The organism is Thermonema sp. (assembly GCF_026003375.1).
GTDB classification, from domain to species: domain Bacteria; phylum Bacteroidota; class Bacteroidia; order Cytophagales; family Thermonemataceae; genus Thermonema; species Thermonema rossianum.
In genome coordinates this window covers 650,735-671,445 of record NZ_BPHD01000002.1, presented here as the reverse complement: position 1 = coordinate 671,445, position 20,711 = coordinate 650,735, and the positions used below count along the sequence as shown (strand labels likewise).

Annotated in this window: 17 protein-coding genes; 11 read left to right on the top strand and 6 right to left on the bottom strand. The window is 48.9% G+C overall.

Annotation, left to right across the window (positions count from 1 at the left end; translation table 11 throughout):
* Nucleotide 1: 1 nt before the first annotated feature.
* Entirely contained in the window at nucleotides 2–538 is a 537-nt protein-coding gene (locus QVE43_RS08100; RefSeq protein ID WP_288005922.1) for an HAD-IIIA family hydrolase, read from the bottom strand.
* A gap of 142 nt (nucleotides 539–680) precedes the next feature.
* On the opposite strand from QVE43_RS08100, the gene QVE43_RS08095 reads away from it, so the two are divergent.
* From QVE43_RS08095 to QVE43_RS08085, 3 genes are all read left to right on the top strand, one after another.
* Entirely contained in the window at nucleotides 681–2,120 is a 1,440-nt protein-coding gene (locus QVE43_RS08095; protein ID WP_288005920.1) for a hypothetical protein, read from the top strand.
* 92 nt (nucleotides 2,121–2,212) lie between these two features.
* Entirely contained in the window at nucleotides 2,213–3,649 is a 1,437-nt protein-coding gene (locus QVE43_RS08090) for an NADP-dependent isocitrate dehydrogenase (RefSeq protein WP_288006506.1), read from the top strand.
* Between the two features lie 190 nt (nucleotides 3,650–3,839).
* Nucleotides 3,840–4,298 (top strand): hypothetical protein, encoded by a 459-nt coding sequence (locus tag QVE43_RS08085; RefSeq protein ID WP_288005917.1) that lies wholly within the window; start codon nucleotides 3,840–3,842, stop codon nucleotides 4,296–4,298.
* A gap of 83 nt (nucleotides 4,299–4,381) precedes the next feature.
* On the opposite strand, the gene QVE43_RS08080 is transcribed toward QVE43_RS08085, so the two are convergent.
* Nucleotides 4,382–5,959, bottom strand: a complete 1,578-nt coding sequence (locus QVE43_RS08080; protein WP_288005915.1) for an acyl-CoA carboxylase subunit beta — start codon at nucleotides 5,957–5,959, stop codon at nucleotides 4,382–4,384.
* A gap of 209 nt (nucleotides 5,960–6,168) precedes the next feature.
* Here QVE43_RS08080 and QVE43_RS08075 point away from each other — a divergent pair, with 209 nt between their 5' ends.
* From QVE43_RS08075 to QVE43_RS08050, 6 genes are all read left to right on the top strand, one after another.
* Nucleotides 6,169–7,689, top strand: a complete 1,521-nt coding sequence (locus QVE43_RS08075) for a CCA tRNA nucleotidyltransferase (protein WP_051632953.1) — start codon at nucleotides 6,169–6,171, stop codon at nucleotides 7,687–7,689.
* A gap of 79 nt (nucleotides 7,690–7,768) precedes the next feature.
* Entirely contained in the window at nucleotides 7,769–9,061 is a 1,293-nt protein-coding gene (locus QVE43_RS08070; RefSeq protein ID WP_288005912.1) for a hemolysin family protein, read from the top strand.
* Nucleotides 9,062–9,063: 2 nt separating this feature from the next.
* A complete protein-coding gene (locus tag QVE43_RS08065) occupies nucleotides 9,064–9,456 on the top strand; it encodes a hypothetical protein (protein WP_288005910.1) in 393 nt (130 codons plus the stop codon).
* A 111-nt stretch (nucleotides 9,457–9,567) separates the two neighbouring features.
* Nucleotides 9,568–12,678 carry an efflux RND transporter permease subunit gene (locus QVE43_RS08060; RefSeq protein ID WP_288005908.1) on the top strand — a complete coding sequence of 1,037 codons (3,111 nt, stop codon included), beginning with the start codon at nucleotides 9,568–9,570 and terminating at the stop codon, nucleotides 12,676–12,678.
* Entirely contained in the window at nucleotides 12,572–13,912 is a 1,341-nt protein-coding gene (locus QVE43_RS08055; protein WP_288005906.1) for a TolC family protein, read from the top strand. The genes QVE43_RS08060 and QVE43_RS08055 overlap by 107 nt, the downstream gene beginning before the upstream one ends.
* Before the next feature lie 25 nt (nucleotides 13,913–13,937).
* On the top strand, nucleotides 13,938–15,086 hold the full coding sequence (locus QVE43_RS08050; protein WP_288005904.1) for an efflux RND transporter periplasmic adaptor subunit: 1,149 nt from the start codon (nucleotides 13,938–13,940) through the stop codon (nucleotides 15,084–15,086).
* Between the two features lie 52 nt (nucleotides 15,087–15,138).
* On the opposite strand, the gene QVE43_RS08045 is transcribed toward QVE43_RS08050, so the two are convergent.
* From QVE43_RS08045 to QVE43_RS08035, 3 genes are all read right to left on the bottom strand, one after another.
* Nucleotides 15,139–16,689 carry an Rne/Rng family ribonuclease gene (locus tag QVE43_RS08045; RefSeq protein WP_288005902.1) on the bottom strand — a complete coding sequence of 517 codons (1,551 nt, stop codon included), beginning with the start codon at nucleotides 16,687–16,689 and terminating at the stop codon, nucleotides 15,139–15,141.
* Between the two features lie 204 nt (nucleotides 16,690–16,893).
* Nucleotides 16,894–17,715, bottom strand: a complete 822-nt coding sequence (locus QVE43_RS08040; RefSeq protein ID WP_288005899.1) for a tetratricopeptide repeat protein — start codon at nucleotides 17,713–17,715, stop codon at nucleotides 16,894–16,896.
* A 23-nt stretch (nucleotides 17,716–17,738) separates the two neighbouring features.
* Nucleotides 17,739–18,053, bottom strand: coding sequence for an HU family DNA-binding protein (locus QVE43_RS08035; RefSeq protein WP_038028277.1), 315 nt, complete (start codon nucleotides 18,051–18,053; stop codon nucleotides 17,739–17,741).
* 190 nt (nucleotides 18,054–18,243) lie between these two features.
* Between QVE43_RS08035 and mutY the strand changes: the two genes are divergently transcribed.
* Both mutY and QVE43_RS08025 read left to right on the top strand, forming a co-directional pair.
* Complete coding sequence (mutY, locus tag QVE43_RS08030) at nucleotides 18,244–19,314, top strand: A/G-specific adenine glycosylase (RefSeq protein WP_288005897.1); 1,071 nt, start codon at nucleotides 18,244–18,246, stop codon at nucleotides 19,312–19,314.
* Between the two features lie 109 nt (nucleotides 19,315–19,423).
* Nucleotides 19,424–19,900: a single-stranded DNA-binding protein gene (locus tag QVE43_RS08025; RefSeq protein ID WP_288005895.1), complete on the top strand. Its 477-nt coding sequence runs from the start codon at nucleotides 19,424–19,426 to the stop codon at nucleotides 19,898–19,900.
* Between the two features lie 82 nt (nucleotides 19,901–19,982).
* On the opposite strand, the gene QVE43_RS08020 is transcribed toward QVE43_RS08025, so the two are convergent.
* Entirely contained in the window at nucleotides 19,983–20,708 is a 726-nt protein-coding gene (locus tag QVE43_RS08020; RefSeq protein ID WP_288005893.1) for a hypothetical protein, read from the bottom strand.
* Nucleotides 20,709–20,711 lie beyond the last annotated feature (3 nt).

Below are 20,711 nucleotides of genomic sequence, written 5' to 3'. Positions count from 1 at the left end.
TTTAATCTCTTCTTTCCGGTACGCTCAATATGATTTCGCTTGCCTCTGCCAGTGAATGAGCAACATAGTCTGCTGATTCGCAGGCAGATTCTTTTTTGCCTTTAATGAAAATGGTGCGCAAGCCTACTTTTTGAGCGGCTTCTATATCCCGGATGCTGTCGCCCACCATCCAAGACCGTGCAGCACATATACGATGCAAGGCAATGGCTCTTTCCAGCATCAGGCTGTGCGGCTTGAATGCAAGCGAGCGGCTGACAGAAGGATGTATGGGCGCAAAAAACAAATCGTCGAGCATAATGCCACATTGCTGCATAAGATAATGATGGCAGCGCAAGACATCTGCGGTGTCGTAAAGCCCTTTGCTAATGCCCCCTTGGTTGGTCACTACGATAAGCCGGAAGCCCGCGCCTTGTAGTTTGTGTAAACTTTCACAAACGCCGGGCAAGATGTCGAAATCTTCAGGACGATAGGTGTACTCACCCCGTTCGCGGTTCAGGACCCCGTCTCGATCAAGAAAAACAGCTCTATGTAGTAACATGCAATTACTTTTTTATTTCTTTTTTACAAAGTTGGTCTTTTTTTGAAAAAATTTTGGCAAACAAACCTTTCCGTTCTTTGAGAGTTTTCAACATTTTTCTAATATTGAACAGCTCAAACCCCCATTAGAAAACTGATGACCCATGGCAAAGCTGAAGAATATAATTAAACAACTTTCAAAGGAGGATTTTGAAAATATTTACAATTCTCTGATGGAAAGCAGTGCGGAGAAGTCTGCCTATCTGCTTAAATTTTTATACCAAAACAAGCTCCCCGATTCCAAAATCATGGAGGAGTTGGACGTGAACTCCAATGCGTACTATACATTGCGCTCACGTCTGAATCAAAAGATTGAAGAATACCTGCTTGAGCAGATTGAAAGCCCGCGCACGGACTTGTTAAAAAAGGTGGCAAACATTACCGAAGTGGTATTCACCAAAAAGCGTCCTATCATCATTGCCACCCTCAAAAAGCTTGAAAAAGAGCTGAAGGACTTCGACTTGTCAAATGAGCTGACGATTGTATATAAAACCCTCAAACGCTTACATGTTCACCAGCCCGAGCAATACTACAACTATTCGCAGCTTTACAACCGTCACGTGGCTTACATGCTTTCGGTAGATAAAGCCGAGATGCTCATTACCGAGTATTTCAAAAAATATGGCGATTACTTCTTTACCCAAGATGAAACCGACAAGCTGGAGCTGACGCTCATGCGCAAAGAGCTGCTGAGCACCGCCAAGCTCTATGAGTCACACCGGCTTTACGTGTACAAGGCTTGTGTGGATATCTTCCATCGCTTGTTTGTGGAGGCGGAAGAAAGCATGGACGACGAGCCCATAGAAGACATGCTGCGACGTGCTTCGGAAGTCTTCTCCATGTACAACGTGGACCCCATTTACTATCACCTGCAGATAGTATTCGAATTCCTGCGTTTGGAATACTATAACCATTATAAAGTGTATCGCAAGGTAGAAGATTACTTCGATGAAGTAAACGATTCCTTGTCCAGCCTGTTAACGAACTATCCGCTTTATACTTTCCCGGCACGCTTTCTTTATACCAAAATAGAGCGCCACTTGCGCATGGGCTCGGAGCAAGATATTTATCCGGAAAACGAAGCGCTCTTTTACGACTTCGAACCCGATAAGAACGACTTGCCCACTTATGTAAGCTACGTTTGCTACCGGGCTTTGAGCTGTTATTATGTGAAAGAGTTCAAAGAAGCAGCCAAGTGGTTGAATGACCTGCTCAACGATGTGTCTTTGAAGAAATATCCTTTCGTGCATATGAATGTGAAGCTGCTGTTGGCGCTGCAATATTGCATGTTACACGATATCGAGCTGTTCAATCAGTTGGCAAGCAGCATTCAACGGCAAATACGCTTGCACGGCAAAGAGAACTGCCCCTATGAAGTGGGCTTCTTGAAGATATTGAAAACCCTGACCAGCCCGAATAAACGCAACAAACCGGAAAAGGTGCGCGCTTTAGCCAACAAGCTGAGTCAAGTAACCCCGCGTCTCTTCTGTCCTGTGCAGTATGTGAAAATAGACGAGGAATTTATAAATTGGGCACTGAATTAAGAGATAGTCGTTGAGTGCTTGAAATGCCGCTTTTTTAAATTCAGTATTGGTTTAACAAAAAACACAAATAAACAGACATACTTATGCAAGAATTGACACCCATTACCGTCGCCTATGGGGATGGCATCGGTCCTGAAATCATGGATGCCACACTGCGTATTATTACGGCAGCAGGTGCACGTATTAAGCCGGAAGTGATTGAAATTGGCGAAAAAGTATATCTCAAAGGCAATCCTGCAGGAATAGAAGATAGTGCATGGGATTCTTTGCGCCGTACCCGGGTATTTTTGAAAGCCCCCATTACTACACCGCAAGGCGGCGGCTTCAAAAGCCTTAATGTGACCGTTCGTAAGGTGTTGGGCCTTTTTGCCAATGTGCGTCCTTGTGCTTCTTATGCCCCCTTCATCGATACGAAGCACCCCAATATGGATGTGGTGATTATCAGAGAAAACGAAGAGGATTTGTACGCAGGAATTGAACACCAACAAACCCCTGAGGTAGTACAATGTTTGAAGCTGATTAGCCGCCCGGGCACGGAAAAAATTATTCGTTATGCTTTTGAATATGCCCGGCAGTATGGGCGTAAGAAGGTAACTTGTTTTACAAAAGACAATATCATGAAGCAAACCGATGGTTTGTTTCATAAGGTCTTTGAAGAAATAGGGGAAGAATACCCCGAAATTGAAAAAGAACATTGGATAGTGGATATTGGTGCCGCTAAGCTGGCCGATACCCCCGAAATGTTCGATGTGGTAGTATTACCCAATCTTTATGGCGATATTTTGTCGGATGTGGCAGCACAAATTGCCGGCTCGGTAGGCTTGGCCGGTTCTGCCAACATAGGCGATGGTTTTGCCATGTTTGAAGCTATTCATGGTTCTGCGCCGCGCCGTGCGGGGCAAAATATGGCAAACCCCTCGGGCTTACTGATGGGCGCTATTCAAATGCTGGTGCATATCGGACAAGGTGATGTGGCTGAAAAAGTGCACAATGCTTGGCTCAAAACCATCGAAGACGGTATTCACACCTACGATATTTATCGCGAAGGCGTGAGCAAGCAAAAAGTAGGCACCAAAGAGTTTGCCGATGCCGTCATTGATCGCTTAGGTGAGAAGCCGCAGCAGCTCAAGCCCGTAAGCTATTCCAATGCTAAAAAAACCATAGAAATAAAACTTAAACCTGCCGAGCCGGTTACCATGGAAACGGTAGGTGTGGATATTTTCTTGTATCATGAAGACAGAGACCCCAACAAGTTGGGCAAAGCGCTGGAGCAAATTACAGTGGGCGAACTACGCTTGAATATGATTACCAACCGCGGCACCCGTGTATATCCGCATGGACACCCCGAAACCTTCTGCACAGACCACTGGCGTTGTCGTTTCAAAGCCAATGGACAGGCGATTAGCTACCGCGACATTATTCAGTTGCAACAAAAGGTGACAGAAGCAGGTTTCCAGATCATTAAAACCGAGAATCTATGCCGTATTAATGGCAAAGATGTGTTCTCTGCCGGACAAGGTGCCGGTTGATAAGAAAAATAGAATATTATTTTGTCTGCCAAATTGTGTTTGGTGAAAAATTTTGATAAGCGGCTATATAGCCGCTTATTTTTTTGCACTTTTTTTGCTTGTATTACACTGTGAGAAAGTAGGCTTTTATGGTGTGGCATGGCAAGCCGGAATCCTTTATTTTTAGGTAGCATATGAAAATCAGATGGCTATGGCAAAACTACTTCTGTGCTTTTCGTTCATTCAGTTGTTTTCATGGACCTATAGCGGCAGGTCGCTGATAGAGTTCGAACCGGTGCGGGGATATGTATTTGTCGGACCCGATACGGACTTGACCATGCTTTTCTATACCATCAAAAGCGAAGCGGAGTGGGCAAGTGTTTTTGAGCCCTATCCGGGGCATTACCCCAAGAAGGTAACACGTGTCGATTTTAATCGATACGATGCCATTGCACTCATTAAAAACGGTTATGATTACTGGTTCTTACGTCCACAGAAAGTGGAAGTAGAAAACGGGGAGGTGAACCTCTTTTATGAAGCATACATTACAGAAAAAAATATCCCGTGGAAAGCTGCCATTCCTTTAATCGTGCTCATTCCAAAGGGGAAATACAAGGCAGTGCGTTTTATTGAAAACGGGCGTATTGTGAAGCGCTTGGAACACTACTAAAAGCCGGAAGCAAGAAAAAAATAAAAGGGAGCCCGAAAGCTCCCTTTTTATATTCAAACACAAGCCTGCTTGAATGCTCTTTATTAGAGAGGAATGTTGCCATGCTTTTTCTTGGGCAGGCTCTCTACCTTGTTTTCCAACATTTCAAAAGCACGAATCAACTTCTGACGGGTTTGCGAAGGCATAATGACCTCGTCTATGTAACCACGGTGTGCTGCCCGGTAAGGATTGGCAAACTTGTCTTCATATTCTTGAATTTTTTCTTGCAACTTGGCTTCCGGGTCCTCGGCGGCGGCTATTTCCTTGCGGAAAATGATTTCGGCCGCGCCTTTGGCGCCCATCACGGCAATTTCAGCAGTGGGCCAAGCATAGTTCATATCTGCCCCTATGTGCTTGGAGTTCATCACGTCGTAGGCACCGCCATAGGCTTTGCGTGTGATGACAGTAATGCGGGGCACAGTGGCTTCGCAAAAAGCATAAAGCAATTTGGCGCCGTGGGTGATGATGCCGTTCCACTCTTGGTCGGTACCGGGCAAAAAGCCGGGCACGTCTTCAAACACCAGCAACGGAATATTGAAAGCATCGCAGAAGCGCACAAAGCGGGCTGCTTTCACGCTGGCGTTGATGTCAAGCACACCTGCCAATACCGCCGGTTGGTTGGCAACAATGCCTATGCTGCGCCCTGCCAAACGGGCAAAACCTACCACGATATTTTCGGCATAGTTTTGATGTACTTCAAAGAAGCTGCCGGCATCGACCACCTCCTCAATCACTTCGCGCATGTCGTAAGGCTGATTGGGGTTGTCGGGCACTATGTCATCCAGTTTGGGGCGCAATTCGTCTTGTGGAGTATAGGGCAGACGCGGCGGGTCTTCTTCGCAGTTCTGCGGAATATAGCTCAATAGCTTTTTGATATGCTCGATGCACTCTACTTCATTGCGGCAGGCAAAGTGAGCCACCCCACTTTTACTGGTGTGTGTGTGTGCACCGCCCAACTCTTCTGCCGTCACGTCTTCATGAGTCACTGTTTTTACCACGTTGGGACCGGTCACGAACATATAGGAGGTTTTTTCGACCATCAAAATAAAGTCGGTAATGGCCGGCGAGTAAACTGCACCGCCTGCGCAAGGTCCCATGATGGCCGAAATTTGGGGAATCACCCCCGAGGCACGTGTGTTACGGTAAAAGATATCGGCATAGCCGGCAAGCGACACCACACCTTCTTGAATGCGGGCGCCACCCGAGTCGTTCAAGCCAATGACCGGTATGCCGTTTTTCATGGCTAAATCCATAATACGGCATATTTTTTCGGCATAGGCTTCGGAAAGCGAGCCACCGAAAACAGTAAAATCTTGAGAGAAGACGTAAACCGGGCGCCCATTGATGGTACCATAGCCGGTCACTACCCCGTCGCCCAAGTAATACTCTTTATCCAAGCCAAAATCTTTGCAGCGGTGCATTACAAAGCGTCCTATCTCTTCGAACGAGCCCTCGTCAAGCAGCAGATCCAGGCGTTCGCGCGCCGTGAGCTTCCCTTTTTTATGCTGGCTTTCTATTTTTTTTATGCCCCCGCCCAAAAGGGCTTCTTCGTTTTTCTTTTTTAACAACTCGTATTTCTCTGCTTTGGTGCGGGCAGAGAGTTTTCCCTTATGTTGTTCCATATCTTGACAAGTTCAATTGAATTGATACATAGGTAACAAATGCCCTCCCAAGATAAGCCTAAAATCAAGGATTGTCAAACCATTGGGCAAAGGGAGTCCGTTTGAATTGTGTAACTTTGCACCGGGTGGTAGTTACTTCATGCATCGAGTGGTAGCTACTCATGAGCTTGTGCCTTGCGAAAGGCACCCGATTTTAACCGTAGAACACAATGAGACCGGCAACTGTCAATAACTTTAACTTTGACTTTCAAAAGCACCTGAGCGAGCAACCTATCTTCCGCTACGTACAACAAGCAGCCGACGAGCTGGGCGTGGAAACCTATGTGGTAGGCGGTTATGTGAGAGACTGCCTGTTGGGGCGCCCTACCAAAGATGTGGATTTTGTATGTGTGGGCAGCGGCATTGAATTGGCAAAAAAGACGGCCGCGCTCATTAGCCCCCAATTGAAAGTAAACGTATATAAAAACTTCGGCACTGCCATGTTTCATTTCGATGGCTGGCAGGTAGAGTTTGTAGGCGCGCGTAAGGAGTCTTACCGTGCCGACTCACGCAAGCCCATCGTAGAGAACGGCACACTCGAAGACGACCAAAAGAGACGCGATTTTACCATCAATGCTTTGGCGGTGTGTGTGAACCAAGCCCGTTGGGGCGAGCTCATTGACCCCTTCGACGGACTCAAAGACATGAAGCGTAGGATCATACGCACCCCCCTTGACCCGGACATCACTTTTTCCGATGACCCTTTGCGCATGCTGCGCGCCATACGCTTCGCTTCTCAGTTGCAGTTCGATATAGAACCCGACACATTCGAAGCCATTATACGCAACAAGGAGCGCATCAAGATATTATCGCAAGAGCGTATTACCGAAGAATTGAATAAAATCATCTTGTCACCGCTGCCTTCTTATGGTTTTAAGCTGCTTTTCACAGCAGGCTTGCTTGAGTATATCTTGCCCGAATTGGTGGCATTGCATGGTGTGGAAGTGATCGACGGCAAAGGGCACAAAGATAACTTTTACCATACCTTGAAGGTCTTGGACAATGTAGCTAAAGTAAGCGATGACCTTTGGTTGCGTTGGGCTGCCCTGCTGCACGACATAGGCAAGGCGCCTACCAAGGCTTTCGACCCCAAAGTAGGATGGACCTTCCATGGGCATGAAGTTGTAGGGGCCAAAATGACACGGCAAATATTCAAGCGCCTGCGCTTGCCCAATAAGGAGCCCTTAAAGAAAGTAGAAACCTTGGTGCGTCTGCATTTGCGCCCTATTGCTTTGGTTAAAGAGACCGTAACCGACTCTGCCATCCGCCGCTTGCTTTTCGATGCCGGCGAATATCTCGAAGACTTGATGCTGCTTTGCCGTGCCGACATCACCTCGAAAGATAAAAACAAAGTAGCGCGCTTTTTGAAGAACTTCGATAAGGTAGAACAAAAAATCATGGAAGTGGAAGAGCGCGACCGCATTCGCAACTTTCAGCCCGTCATTAGCGGCGAGTGCATCATGTTTACCTTCGACTTGAAACCGGGGCGCATCATCGGGGAACTCAAAGAGCAGATTAAAGATGCCGTATTGGACGGAAAAATAAAAAACGATTTCGAGCAGGCTTTTGATTTGCTGTTGACACTGGCAAAAGAAAAGGGCTTGGAACCGAAAAAATCGAAAGAGGAGGTGCGCCGGTGGTGGCAAGAGCAGCAATTGAAAAAGCAAGAAGAGGCAGCAAAACGGAACTAACTATTTTTGCAAAACGTAGAAAAATTTAAATTAGACCACCTTTTTTTAAAACAGAGATATTTACAAACGAAACCAACCTATGGAAAGTGAAAGTAGTATTTTATGGCTTATCCTGTTGACTGCCCTTTACGCTTTGGCTACTTTGCTGCGTGTGGCAGTCGTGAAATACCATAATTTGCATGCTGCCTTAGAAAAAAACGAAAGACTCAGCCCCGAACGCACCAACTTCTTAATTACGCGCCATGACCTGGTGCTCTCATCGCTTTATTTGTTTAAAGTACTGATGGCGCTGCTCATCGGTTGGCTGGCAGCGCAGGCATGGATGAGCCTGGCTATCCGTGAAGCTTACGGACGATGGAGCCTGGCCATCGGCGGCTTGCTGCTTTGTGCCGTCCTGTTGGCTTTGCTGGGCGATTTTTGGATGCGTTCTATCGCCATCAAGTCACCGGTTAAGGTTTTGAAGCAACTCTTTTTCCCCTTACGTCTCATTTATTCGTTTCTATATCCTTTTGCGTGGTTGGTGCTGATTGTGGCCAAGAAGCTGGAAAAAGACACCGACAGCCTGCGCACCGAAGCCACGCTTTACGACGAAGAAGAAATTTTGGCAATGATTGAGCACCAGCCCCAAGACGAAGGGCAGCCGGACACCGAACAAGCCTTGATTGTAAATGTCTTGCAGTTCAATGAAAAGGTGGCCGGGCAAATCATGGTGCCGCGCCCCAAGGTGGCGGCGGTCTCTATCGACAGCCCGCTGCAGCAGATTGTAGATAAGGTAAACGAAGAAGGCTATTCACGCTTGCCGGTCTATGAAGAGACCATAGACAAAATAGTGGGCATTCTTTATGCCAAAGACCTGCTCTCTTTGGTGGTAAGAAAAGAAAAGTCGGATATTGCGCAGCTCAGACGCATCTTGCGCAAACCCCTATTCGTGCCTGAAGACATGCCTTTGGACCGCCTGCTACGCACCCTGCAGCACCATCGCGTGCACATGGCCATTGTGGTGGATAAGTACGGGGGCACGGCCGGGCTGCTTACGCTGGAAGATGTGCTGGAAGAAATAGTAGGCGACATACAGGATGAATACGACAACGAGCAGCCCATTGTGCAGCGCCTGGACGACAACCACTATTTGCTGGATGGATTGACCTCGCTCACCGATGTGAATCGTTACTTGCCTTTCGACATCCCCGAGGGCGACGAATACGATACTGTGGCCGGCTTGCTCAACTACACGCTCGGAAAAATACCGGAGATAGGCGAGGTGGCTATTGTAGAAAACCTTAAGTTTGTAGTGAAAGAAAAAGAGGGCAATGCCATCACCAAGGTAGAGCTTGAAGTATTGCCCGAGCAACCTATTTCCAACATAGACTAAGCATGCTCAGAAGAGCCTTGGCATATGGTCTCACGCTTTGGATAGCCGCAAGTGCTTGCTTCCCTTTTCAAGATGCCGAAGAGGTAAGCAAGTTGCCTTTGTTGTGGCATCACTACATGGAGCATCATGCCGGCTCTTCTTTTTTTAGTTTTTTGATAGAGCATTATGTGCGCCTGAATCATCAGCACCGGGACGAAGGGGCAAGTGAGCATCAAAAGCTGCCCATGAAGGTGCACCAGCACGAAGGGCTGCAGTTGTTTTTCTTTATACTCACAAGCAGAGAACTGCCCCCGCTTGTCAAGCTCCAAACAGTGGTGAAAGGGATAGTGGGGCACCGGGCCGGCACGCCCCGCTCTGCCATTGATTTTGTTTTTCATCCCCCCCGCCGGGCATAGCATTCAACCTTTCTTTTACCAAACGAACACAAAAGCAGCCTTGCTGCCGCTATGCGGCATGTGCTGTGGTTTATGTGTTTGCTCTTTCATTCATTAAAAAAAAGAAATGCTATGCTCAATAGAATCATTCATTTTTCCATCCATCATAGGGCAATCATAGGTTTGGCTATGTTGGCATGGTTGGCGTGGGGGATTTATTCTTTACGCCAATTGCCCGTTGATGCCGTGCCCGACATCACCAATAACCAAGTACAAATTATCACCACGGCGCCTGCTCTGTCGGCTTCCGACGTAGAGCGCTTGGTTACCTTCCCCGTGGAGCAAGCCATGCTCAATATTCCGGAGCTGAAAGAAGTACGTTCCATTTCTCGCTTTGGCTTGTCGGTTGTAACAGTGGTTTTCGATGATGCCACCGATATATACTGGGCAAGACAACAGGTGCAAGAACGCCTGGCGGGTGTGGAAGTGCCCCCGTCTATAGGAAAGCCGGCCATGGCACCTTTGTCCACCGGTTTGGGGGAGGTGTATCAATATGTGTTGCGTCCCAAGAAAGGTTATGAGCAACAATACGACGCCATGCAGTTGCGTACCTTACAGGATTGGGTGGTGCGGCGTCAGTTGCTGGGCACGCCCGGCGTGGCCGACGTCAGTGGCTTTGGCGGTTATCTGAAACAATACGAAATAGCGCTCAATCCGCAAAAACTACGCTCTTTTGGGCTCACCATTGCCGATATTGCCCGTGCCGTGGAAATGAACAACCAAAACGCAGGCTCTGCCTACATTGAAAAAGGTGAGCGGGCTTATTTTATCCGAAGCGAAGGCTTGTTGCAGTCTCTCGACGAGCTCAAACAAATTTGTGTAGGTTATACCGCACAAGGATTGCCCATTCTGCTCAAAGAGGTAGCCGAGGTGCGTTGGGGGCATGCCGTCCGTTATGGAGCACTGACCTACAACGACCGGGGCGAAGCCGTAGGCGGCATTGTGATGATGTTGAAAGGCGAAAATGCCGCCAAAGTCATTGAACGTGTGAAAGAGCGTTTGCAGCAAATACAACGAAGCTTGCCCGAGGGCGTGGTCATTGAGCCGTATTTGGACCGCACGCAGTTGGTCAATCGCACCATTCGCACCGTAGTAAAAAACCTGACCGAAGGGGCGCTGATTGTCATTGCCGTCATCATGCTGCTGTTGGGTAGCTTGCGTGCCGGCTTGGTGGTGGCTTCGGTCATTCCTTTGTCCATGCTTTTTGCCATTGGCATGATGAACATATTTGGCATTTCCGGCAACCTGATGAGCTTGGGCGCCATTGATTTTGGCATTATTGTCGATGGCTCTATTATCATTGTAGAGGCCGGCTTGCATTACTTGCATACTCACTTTTTGAATAAACGCCTGCCGCAACAAGAGATGAACGAGGCGGTTTTTCGTTCGGCTGTGAAAGTGCGCAATGCCGCCGCTTTTGGCGAAATCATCATCATGATAGTGTATTTGCCGGTGTTGGCATTGAGTGGCGTGGAAGGGCGCATGTTCAAGCCTATGGCTGCCACCGTGATTTTTGCCATTTTGGGCGCTTTTATTTTGTCTTTAACTTATGTGCCCATGATGAGCGCATGGCTGCTCAATAAAAAAATAAAACCTACTTGGGCAGTCTCGGCGCGTATTGTGCACGCCATGCAGGCATTGTACCGTCCGGTGCTGTGGGGCGCCTTGCGCCGCCGTTTGCTGGTGGTGGCCATGGCCGTATTGTTGTTTGCCCTGAGCCTGTGGCGCTTTCTGCAAATGGGCGCAGAGCTGGTGCCTACCCTGCAAGAGGGCGACATAGCCATACGAGTGACCCTTTTACAGGGCAGTAGTCTACAAGAAAGCGTGCGGCAAGTAAGCCGTATATCTCATATTTTATTGACTGAATTTCCGGAAGTGCGGGCTACGGTGGGCAAAATAGGCACTGCCGAAATACCTACCGACCCCATGCCCATTGAAGAAACCGACTTGATGGTGTTGCTGCACGACCGTGACACCTGGACGCGCTTCGATACGCAGCAGGAGCTGGTAGCTGCCATTCAAGAAAGGCTCACACAAATTCCCGGCTTGCAGCTGAGTTTTCAACAGCCCATTCAGTTGCGTTTCAATGAACTGATTACCGGCATACGGCAAGATGTAGCAGTGAAGCTATATGGTGAAAACTTCGATACTTTGATGGTTTATGGCGAAAAGATTGCGCAGGTGGTGCAGCAAGTGCAAGGGGCAAAAGACTTGTATGTGCAGCGCTTGGGCGGCATGCCGCAAATTGTGGTCTCTTTTGACCGGCAGGCATTGGCACGCTATGGTATTGACATAGAAACCGCCAACCAAAGCCTGCAGGCTGCCTTTGCCGGATGGCAGGTAGGGCAGATATACGAAGAAGAGCGGCGCTTCGACCTGGTATTGCGCTACGAGCAGGCATTCCGCGAGCGCAAAGAGCACGTGCAGGAAATTTATTTGAGAAGCAAAGACGGACAAATGGTGCCCATTTCAAAAGTGGCGCACATAGAGCAAAAAGAAAGCTTGAACGAAATCCGGCGCGACAACGCCCGCCGTTTCCTGAGTGTGGCTTTCAACGTGCGGGGGCGCGACATCGCTTCGGTTGTAGAAGAGGTGGAAAAAAAGGTATATGAACAAGTGAAGCTGCCCCCCGGTTACGTCATCACTTTTGGCGGGCAGTTCGAAACCCTGCAGGAAGCACAAAACCGTTTGATGATAGCCGTTCCTTTGGCTTTGGCACTCATCTTCATGCTGTTGTATTTTACTTTTCGTTCCTTTTCAGATGCCTTGCTTATCTTTTCGGCAGTGCCACTGGCTGCCATTGGTGGTGTGTGGGGGCTGAGCCTGCGCGGCATGCCTTTCAGCATTTCGGCAGGTGTGGGCTTCATTGCGCTGTTTGGCATTGCAGTATTGAATGGCATTGTCTTGATTGCAGAATTCCGCCACTTGAAAACTCAAAGCCGCAACCTGTGGCGTGTCGTCATGACAGGCAGCCTCACCCGTCTGCGCCCCGTTATGACGACGGCACTGGTGGCTTCGGTGGGCTTTCTTGCCCATGGCCTTGTCACAGTCCGATGGGGCAGAGGTACAGCGCCCCTTGGCTACGGTCGTTATCTTTGGTTTGATGACCGCTACCGTGCTTACTTTGGTGCTCTTACCCTGCCTTTACACGCTCAAAGAACAGGGCTTCCGCCGGCGTGGTAGTACCTTGCGCTTTTGGTTCATCGGCACGGCAGGGCTTGTGCTGCTGGCTTTGCCTTCGCAAGCACAGACCTTGCGCCGCGAAAGCCTGCCCGCTTTGCTGCAAGAACAAAAGGCTATGCAAGCGGCAGAGCAGCAAACGCAAGCCCATGCATGGCAAGCAAAAAACTGGGCGCAACTGCCCCGCCTGCAACTGGAGTGGATGGGCGGGCAATACAATTCCATTTTTTGGGACAACTACTTTGCCATCCGGCAAGAGTTGCCTCTGTTCTGGCAATTCAAAGCGCGTAAAGAAGCAAGCAATGCTACCTATAGCCTGTACCAAAGCCGGCAAGAAGTGCTGGCAGCAGAACTGCTATACAATGCACTGCTGGTGTATGAAGAGGTGTTGTACGAGCAAAAAATGCAGGCGCTGTATCATGAAGCAGCCCTTATGGCTGACTCACTGCTGGCAATGGCAAAGCGTTCGAACCAAGCCGGTAACTTGAGCAGTTTGGAAAGCAACCAAATACAGTTGAAAAGTTATCAATATGGCCGCCTGGAGCGTATGCACCGGGCAGCACTGCAAAAAGCTTTGCAAAGGCTCAAGCTTTACACCGGCACAGACACGCAGCCATCAGATGAGCTTCTCGCATGGGATATGCCCATGAAAAGTGCCGGTGCATCGCATCCGTTAGAGAAACTCTGGCAGGCAGAATATGAGCAGCAGAAAGCTACCCGCCGCTTTCAACGGGCTGAAAGCATGCCCACGCTTTCAATAGGTTACTTCAACCAGTCTTTGCAGGGCTGGCAGGGGGCGCCGGGCGAAGAGCGCTACTACGATGCCGGCAAGCGCTTTCAGGGAATCATGCTCACCCTGAATCTGCCTTTGTTCAACAGCGGCTTACATAAATTGCAGCAAGCCAACCGCATTGCCGAAGAAGCGTTGCGCTATGACATGGAATGGAAGCAACAGCAGTGGCAGGTGAACAAAGATAACAACCGCGCCGAGCTGCAGCGCTTGGCAGTAGAACTGGAGGAGCTGCAGCAGCTTTACCGCTTGGTGGAAAAACAACTGCAACAGGCACAACAAGCACTGGCGCGTGGTGAGTTCGACCGCATGACTTTCCTGAACTATTACCTGCAAACCATCGACTGGACAGCCGATTATTACACTCGTCTTTATGAATATAACCGGGCTGTGATTACATGGCATTATCATGAAAACACACTCGAAGAAGCAATCAGTCAGTTTTAAAACACTTACAAAACCGGAAACAACCATGAAACGCATTTTATATATTTTCGCTTTGCTTGCCGTATCGACAGCATGCACCAACCAACAGGCCGAGGAAGCCGCACAAGCAGAAGCACCTGCAGCAGAGCACCAAGCCCTGCAAGCCATCAGTTTGAGCCCGCAGCAAGTGCAGGAATTGGGCATAGAGTTTACCCAAGCACGCCAACAAGAGGTAGCAGAATGGATAGAAGTAAGTGGACAGGTGATGCCTCCCCCTGAAAGCATCATACAGGTGAGTGCACGTATTCCCGGCTATGTGCGTAAGCTTCAACTCATCGAAGGGCAGCACGTGCGGCAAGGACAAACGCTCTGTTTCATTGAAAGTTTGGATTTTATAGACATGCAAAAGCGCTACTTGACCGTCCTGGCCGATGTGGAGCAGCTCGAAAGTGCTTACAAGCGGGAGCAGTCGTTGTTGGAGCTGGACATCAATGCGCGCAAAACTTTTGAACAAACCAATGCGGCTTACCGCAAATCTTTGGCAGAAAAGCGGGCTTTGGAAGCGCAGTTTGAGGTGTTGGGCGTCAGCGCAAGACAAATAGCACAGGGCAAGCTGCACAAGTGGCTGCCGGTGCGCGCGGAGCGCCCGGCCGTCGTTACCAAAATATTGCTTACCGAAGGCGCCTATGTGCAGCCACAACAAGCCATTCTTGAACTGCTGGACGAGCGCCATGTGCATATCGAGCTGACGGTTTTCGAAAAAGACCTGCCCAAGGTGCAGCGTGGGCAGCAGGTGCGCTTGGTGCTGGCTGCCGCCCCCCAAGACACACTGCACGCCAAGGTGTTTGAAGTAAACGCCAAGCTGAATGCAGACCGCAGCACCAATGTGCACGCACATTTCGACCAAGTGCCACAACACCCCGTGGCCGGCAGTTATGTGCAAGCATGGATTGCCGTTGCCCCCCGCCGGGCGTGGGTTGTGCCCGAAGAATCGGTCGTTTATGACAACGGGCAAGCATATGTTTGGCGGAAGAGAGGCAACCGCATGGAGCCGGTAGCTGTGCAGCTCACGCCGGCAGGCGGTGGTCTGCTGGCAATACAAGAGCCTTTGCCTTTTGCACCTGCCGATTCGCTGGTAGCTACCGGTGCTTTTCGTCTGTTGGCAATCCTGAGAAATGAAGCGGAAGAAGAGTAAAACTTGGCGATGTAAGCAAAAAAGGCTGTCCGCCGGGACAGCCTTTTTTGTTTCAGGTTTCTATTTCAATACCTTTTTTGTTTTTGAATTTATATTCATTGATAGCCAAAGAGGTATCAGGAATCACGCGCACCCAAGTGCCATATTTAAAAAACCACTTCATTTGCTTAGACCACAGTCCTTTGGTGAAGTAGGCATGTAAATAGGGGTGCACAATAAGACTTAGACCGCGCTCTTTTTGATGATGCACGATGTAGTCCAAAGCATTTTCAATGGCATCTGCAATCAATATGCTGGCAGAAATGCTGCCGGTGCCATTGCAGGCGGGACAAACCTCACGGGTTTTAATGTTTAATTCGGGACGGACACGCTCGCGGGTGATTTGCATCAAACCGAAGCGGGTAATGGGCAAAATGGTATGGCGGGCACGATCGCTCTTCATGAATTCTTTCATGGCTTCGTACACCGCTTTTTTGTGGGCGGGGTTCTTCATGTCTATGAAGTCTATGACGATAATCCCCCCCATGTCTCTTACACGCAATTGACGGGCTATTTCTTTGGCTGCTTCTAAGTTCACTTTCAGCGCCGTTTCTTCTTGGTTGCCCGTGTTGGCAGCTTGGTTGCCGCTGTTCACGTCTATGACGTGCAAGGCTTCGGTATGCTCAATGATGAGATAGCCTCCACCGGGAAGCGACACGCTTTTTCCGAATATCTGCTTGAGCTGCTTTTCGATGCCGTAGTGCTCAAAAATGCCCACTTTGCCGTTGTATAGCTTCACTATTTTTTCGCGGTCGGGGGCAATGCGCCGTATGTAAGAACGTATTTCTTCATACATGCCGGGGTCATCGACCACCACTGCATCGAAGTTTTCGTCGAGCATGTCGCGCAAAATGGCCGATACGCGGCTCAATTCGCCAATGATTTTAGCCGGTGGGCGTGCTTCGCGCAAAATACGATAACCGGCTTCCCAACGCGCCATCAGCTCGCGCAGGTCGGCGTCGAGTTCAGCTACTTCTTTGCCTTCGGCGGCGGTGCGCACAATCACACCAAAATTCTTGGGTTTGATAGAGTTGATAAGGCGTAATAGCCTGTTGCGCTCTTCTTTTTTGATAATTTTTTTCGATACATTGACTGTATCGGCAAATGGAATGAGCACCAAATAGCGCCCTGCAATGGTCAGCTGGCAGGACAAGCGGGGACCTTTGTTGGAAATAGGTTCTTTTTCTATTTGCACCAAAATGGGCATGTTGCGTTTGAGCACCTGCCCTATTTTTCCCCCCTTTTCTATGGGCTCTTCAAACTGAATATTGTCTAATTTGTGCGTTTTTTGCCGCTTGGCAATAGTGTCTTTGGTATAGCGCAACAGCGTTCGCACGTTCGGCCCCAAGTCGGTGTAGTGCAGAAAAGCATCTTTTTCGTAGCCTACATCGATAAAAGCCGCGTTGTGTCCTGAGACTACCTTCTTTACCGTCCCAAAGTAAATATCTCCTACATTAAATGGATTGTCCCCCTCTACTACATGATACTCGATGATGTCCTTGTCGTTGAGCAGCGCAATGCGTACGCTGTTCTTCGCGACATTGACAATTAGTTCATGACTCACGGTCTCATGATTTTACTATCCATGTAAAAAAGAGGGAAAAGGCTTCCGACTGAAGCCTTTCAAGTGAGTGCATACAAGATGCACTAACGGTTTTTCTTCTTATGACGGTTTTTTCTTAGTCTTTTTTTGCGTTTGTGTGTCGCAATCTTGTGTCTTTTACGTTTTCTTCCACAAGGCATAGTCTTGTTATTTTTTGGTGAAACATTAATTTAATTCCTTGATAGCTTGCTCAATTTGTGCTTTTGCTGCGGGGTCTTTCAGTTGCTCGAGGGCGCGCTGCAAGGCTGCCTTGGCTTCTGCGGTTTTGCCGAGGTTCAAATAACTCTCGGCAAGCAACAAATAAGCCTCGGCATGCTGCGGGTTCACCTCAAGCAAATGCTCGAAGCGGTGCACCGCCTTATCATAAGCACCCCGTTGCATGGACAGCAGCCCCAAGTTGTAAAGTGCCAACTCGTGGTCGGGATTTGTTTGCAATATACTCAAAAGCATTTGGATGCCACGCATCGGCTCGGAAGTGGTGATGTAGGTCATCGCCATCTTTGCCTTGGCATCCAACAAAGAGCTGTCTTGTTGCAACACCTCCCGGTAAAGAGCTCTTGCCTGCTCGCCAAAACGGTTGGCACGCTCGGCATCCATGGCAAAGCGAAAAGCCTCATAATAGGCATCGGCAGCGCGCAGTTTGTCCTCTATGCTTTGGCTGCGTTCGGCTTTCCATGCCATATAGTAGGCGGCGCTGTCGAAACGGCCGGCCTGGTAGAAAGCCATGGCCAAAGAGTCAGCCCACATGGGCTTCGCTTTGGGGGCGGCTTGCTGCCAAGCATCGCGCAAGCGCTTGATTTGAGCAAGAGAAGCCTCAGATAATTGCATGTTGGCATGTGGCTCTTGATGGGCAGGCGCTGCTTCCTGCTCAGGAGCTGCCTCATTGGCAGGCACCGCCGGTTTTTTCACCACCTGGCGGGGCAAAGCATACAAGCCACCCATCAGAACGACTCCGCCAATGCTTACAATTATCTGAGACTTGTTCATAAATGAAAGTTATTTAAATTACTTTAAACAGCTGCTTCTTCGCGGCTCTCTTCTACTTTCAGGTTGTTTTTCACAGCTTCTGCAAAGGTTTTTGCAGGCTTGAATGAAGGCACATAGTGCGGCTCGATGATGATAGCCACGTTTTTAGCAATATTGCGGGCGGTTTTGCGAGCACGTTTTTTGTTAACGAAGCTGCCAAAGCCGCGGAAATAAATGTTTTCGCCTTTGGTCATGTTGTCCTTCACTACCTCAAAAAAGGTCTCTACTACTTTTTGAACATCAGCTTTGTCGATACCTGTCTTCTCAACAATCTGTGCGATAACTTCTGCCTTTGTCACGGTTCTTACAATTTTTAAGTTAAACCTTGATCCTACTAAAAAATATAACAAGTTAAAAACCACTGTTTTAGTGGAACACAAAGGTATAGTTTGTTTATCGATTTTAAAAATACTTATCAAAAAATTTAATATTACCCGCAAAAAGGGAAAAACATAAAATCTTGACATTCAGACTTAAAACAGCAGCTTTATGAAAATGATTCCCCATTTTGCCGGGCGCCTGCTCGAGTGGTATCGCTTGCATCAGCGGGATTTGCCCTGGCGTAAGACGCGTGACCCTTACCGCATTTGGCTTTCTGAAGTCATTCTTCAGCAAACGCGCGTAGCGCAAGGGCTCGCTTATTATGAGCGTTTTGTAGAGCACTACCCCACCGTGCATCATTTGGCAAAAGCGCCCATAGAAGAAGTGTTGCGTTTATGGCAAGGGCTGGGCTATTATAGCCGGGCGCGCAACTTGCATGCTGCCGCCCGCACCATCAGCATACAGTGGGCGGGGCGTTTCCCCGCTTCTTATGACGAGCTGCGCCGGTTGAAAGGCGTAGGCGACTACACGGCCGCTGCCATTGCGTCTTTTGCTTTCGATGAACCCGTGGCCGTGGTCGATGGCAACGTGTTTCGTGTGTTGGCGCGCCTCTACGGCTTGTACGACGACATTTCCCGTACAAAGACCAAACACAAGTTCAAAGCACTAAGCGAAGCACATATGCCACCGCAGGAAGCAGCTGCCTACAATCAAGCCATGATGGAGTTTGGTGCCGTGCAGTGTACGCCGCAAAAGCCTTTGTGCATGACCTGTCCTTTTCGTGATGACTGCTATGCCGCACAATATGGCAAACAGCAGGAGCTACCGGTAAAGAGCAAGAAAACTACCAAGCGCAAGCGTTATTTATCTTATCGTTTCTTTTACCGTAACGGTAAGTTATGGATGCAAGAGCGCAAACAAAAGGACATATGGAAGGGGCTGTACGAACCGGCCCGCATCGAAGCAGCTACGGCGCGCGAGATGGAACAGCTGTTGCAAAACGAAGCACCGGCAGCGCTTTGGCAACAAGCACAAGCCATTGAGCAAATACGCCATTTGCTCACACATCAGGAGCTGTTTATTGACATAGGCATGCTGCGCCTGCCACCGGATGCAGCCTTGCCGCCCTTCCTGAAGGATGGCGGCGATTGGTTTACACCGGAAGAATGCGACGCCCTGCCCAAGCCCATTGTGATTGCGCAGTACTTCGAACGCCACAAGCATCTTCTGCATGAATAAAAGCATCCATTTTTCGAAAAAAAGCAAAAATGTAACTGCCTGACCATCCTTTTTTTAACCAAAATTCTTTATATTCATGCATATTTGCACACTAAAACAAGCGTAAATTATGGCAAGAGGACTCAACAAAGTAATGCTTATCGGCAACTTAGGTGCCGACCCCGAAGTGCGTACCCTGGAGAGCGGTTCGGTAGTGGCTACTTTCAATTTGGCAACTACCGAAACCTACATGGACAAGCAGGGCAACCGCCAATCGATCACCGAATGGCACCGGATAGAAATGTGGGACAGCTTGGCTAAAATTGCAGAGCAATATTTGCGCAAGGGAAGTCAGGTATATATAGAAGGAAAAATCAGAACAGACAACTGGGAAGACAAAGACGGCAACAAACGCTCTATGGTGAAAATACGTGCCCAGTCGATGATATTGCTGGGCGGGCGCCCGGACGAGCAGTCCACCACCTCTTCTTATGGTTCGTCCAATGTGGCATCGCATACACCACCGGCAGAAAAAAGCACTTCTTCATCAGTAGATGATGTGCCGCCCTTCCTGGCTGATGACGATGACGACGATTTACCGTTTTAAGCCCTTCCTGCTTTGGGCATACAAGCACACAGCGGTCCCCTGTCCGTGGAAAAAGCAGCGCTGCGGTGTGCTTGTATCTTTTTTAAAATGAAAACTGTGCCACCATCCATTGCGCCCGGCTTTCCAATTCTGCTTTTAGCTCACGAATGCGTGCGGAAGAATAGAGCAAATCGGCTTCATGGATATAGCGGCGGGCTACTTCCCATTGACCTCGATTGAAGGCATGCGCTGCCTGGTTGTAATAATAGAGGGCTATCAGTTGCACAAAACTGATGCCGGTAAATTGTCCGCCTTCGGCGTAAAAACGGGCGTGTTCGGCTATGTCTTGCTCAAATTCCAAAAAGCCGTTTTCATCGGTTGACTCAAGCACAATTTCTTCATTTCCAAGGTGCACTTTTACGAATACATGATGGGGGGCTTCCATGATTTCATAAGGAACGCCTATTTTACCCAAAAGATAAGCATACACCATGCTGCCCGTTACGCAGTCGAAAGCACCATTTTCCGGCAAGTCGCTCCATCGGCTGTAAGCTTGATATTCTTTCAGCAGGTTTTTTTTTGTATGCCGGAAGAGTTTGTATAGTAAGTTTTTATTGACAGGCCGTTTGCTTGCCTGTGCTTCCCAATAGAGGCGTTCACCTTCGATGGCTTGCCGGAAAGCATGAAACTCACGCAAAATGGCGTGCCGCGTGTGCTGCTCTGTATCCGAAAAAGCAGGCTGTACGCCGCTCTCGGACGGTTGTGCAAAGCCCCGGAAGCTGAATATCAGAAGGAACATCCCTGCCAAGCTGTATAAATAGCGCCTCATGGT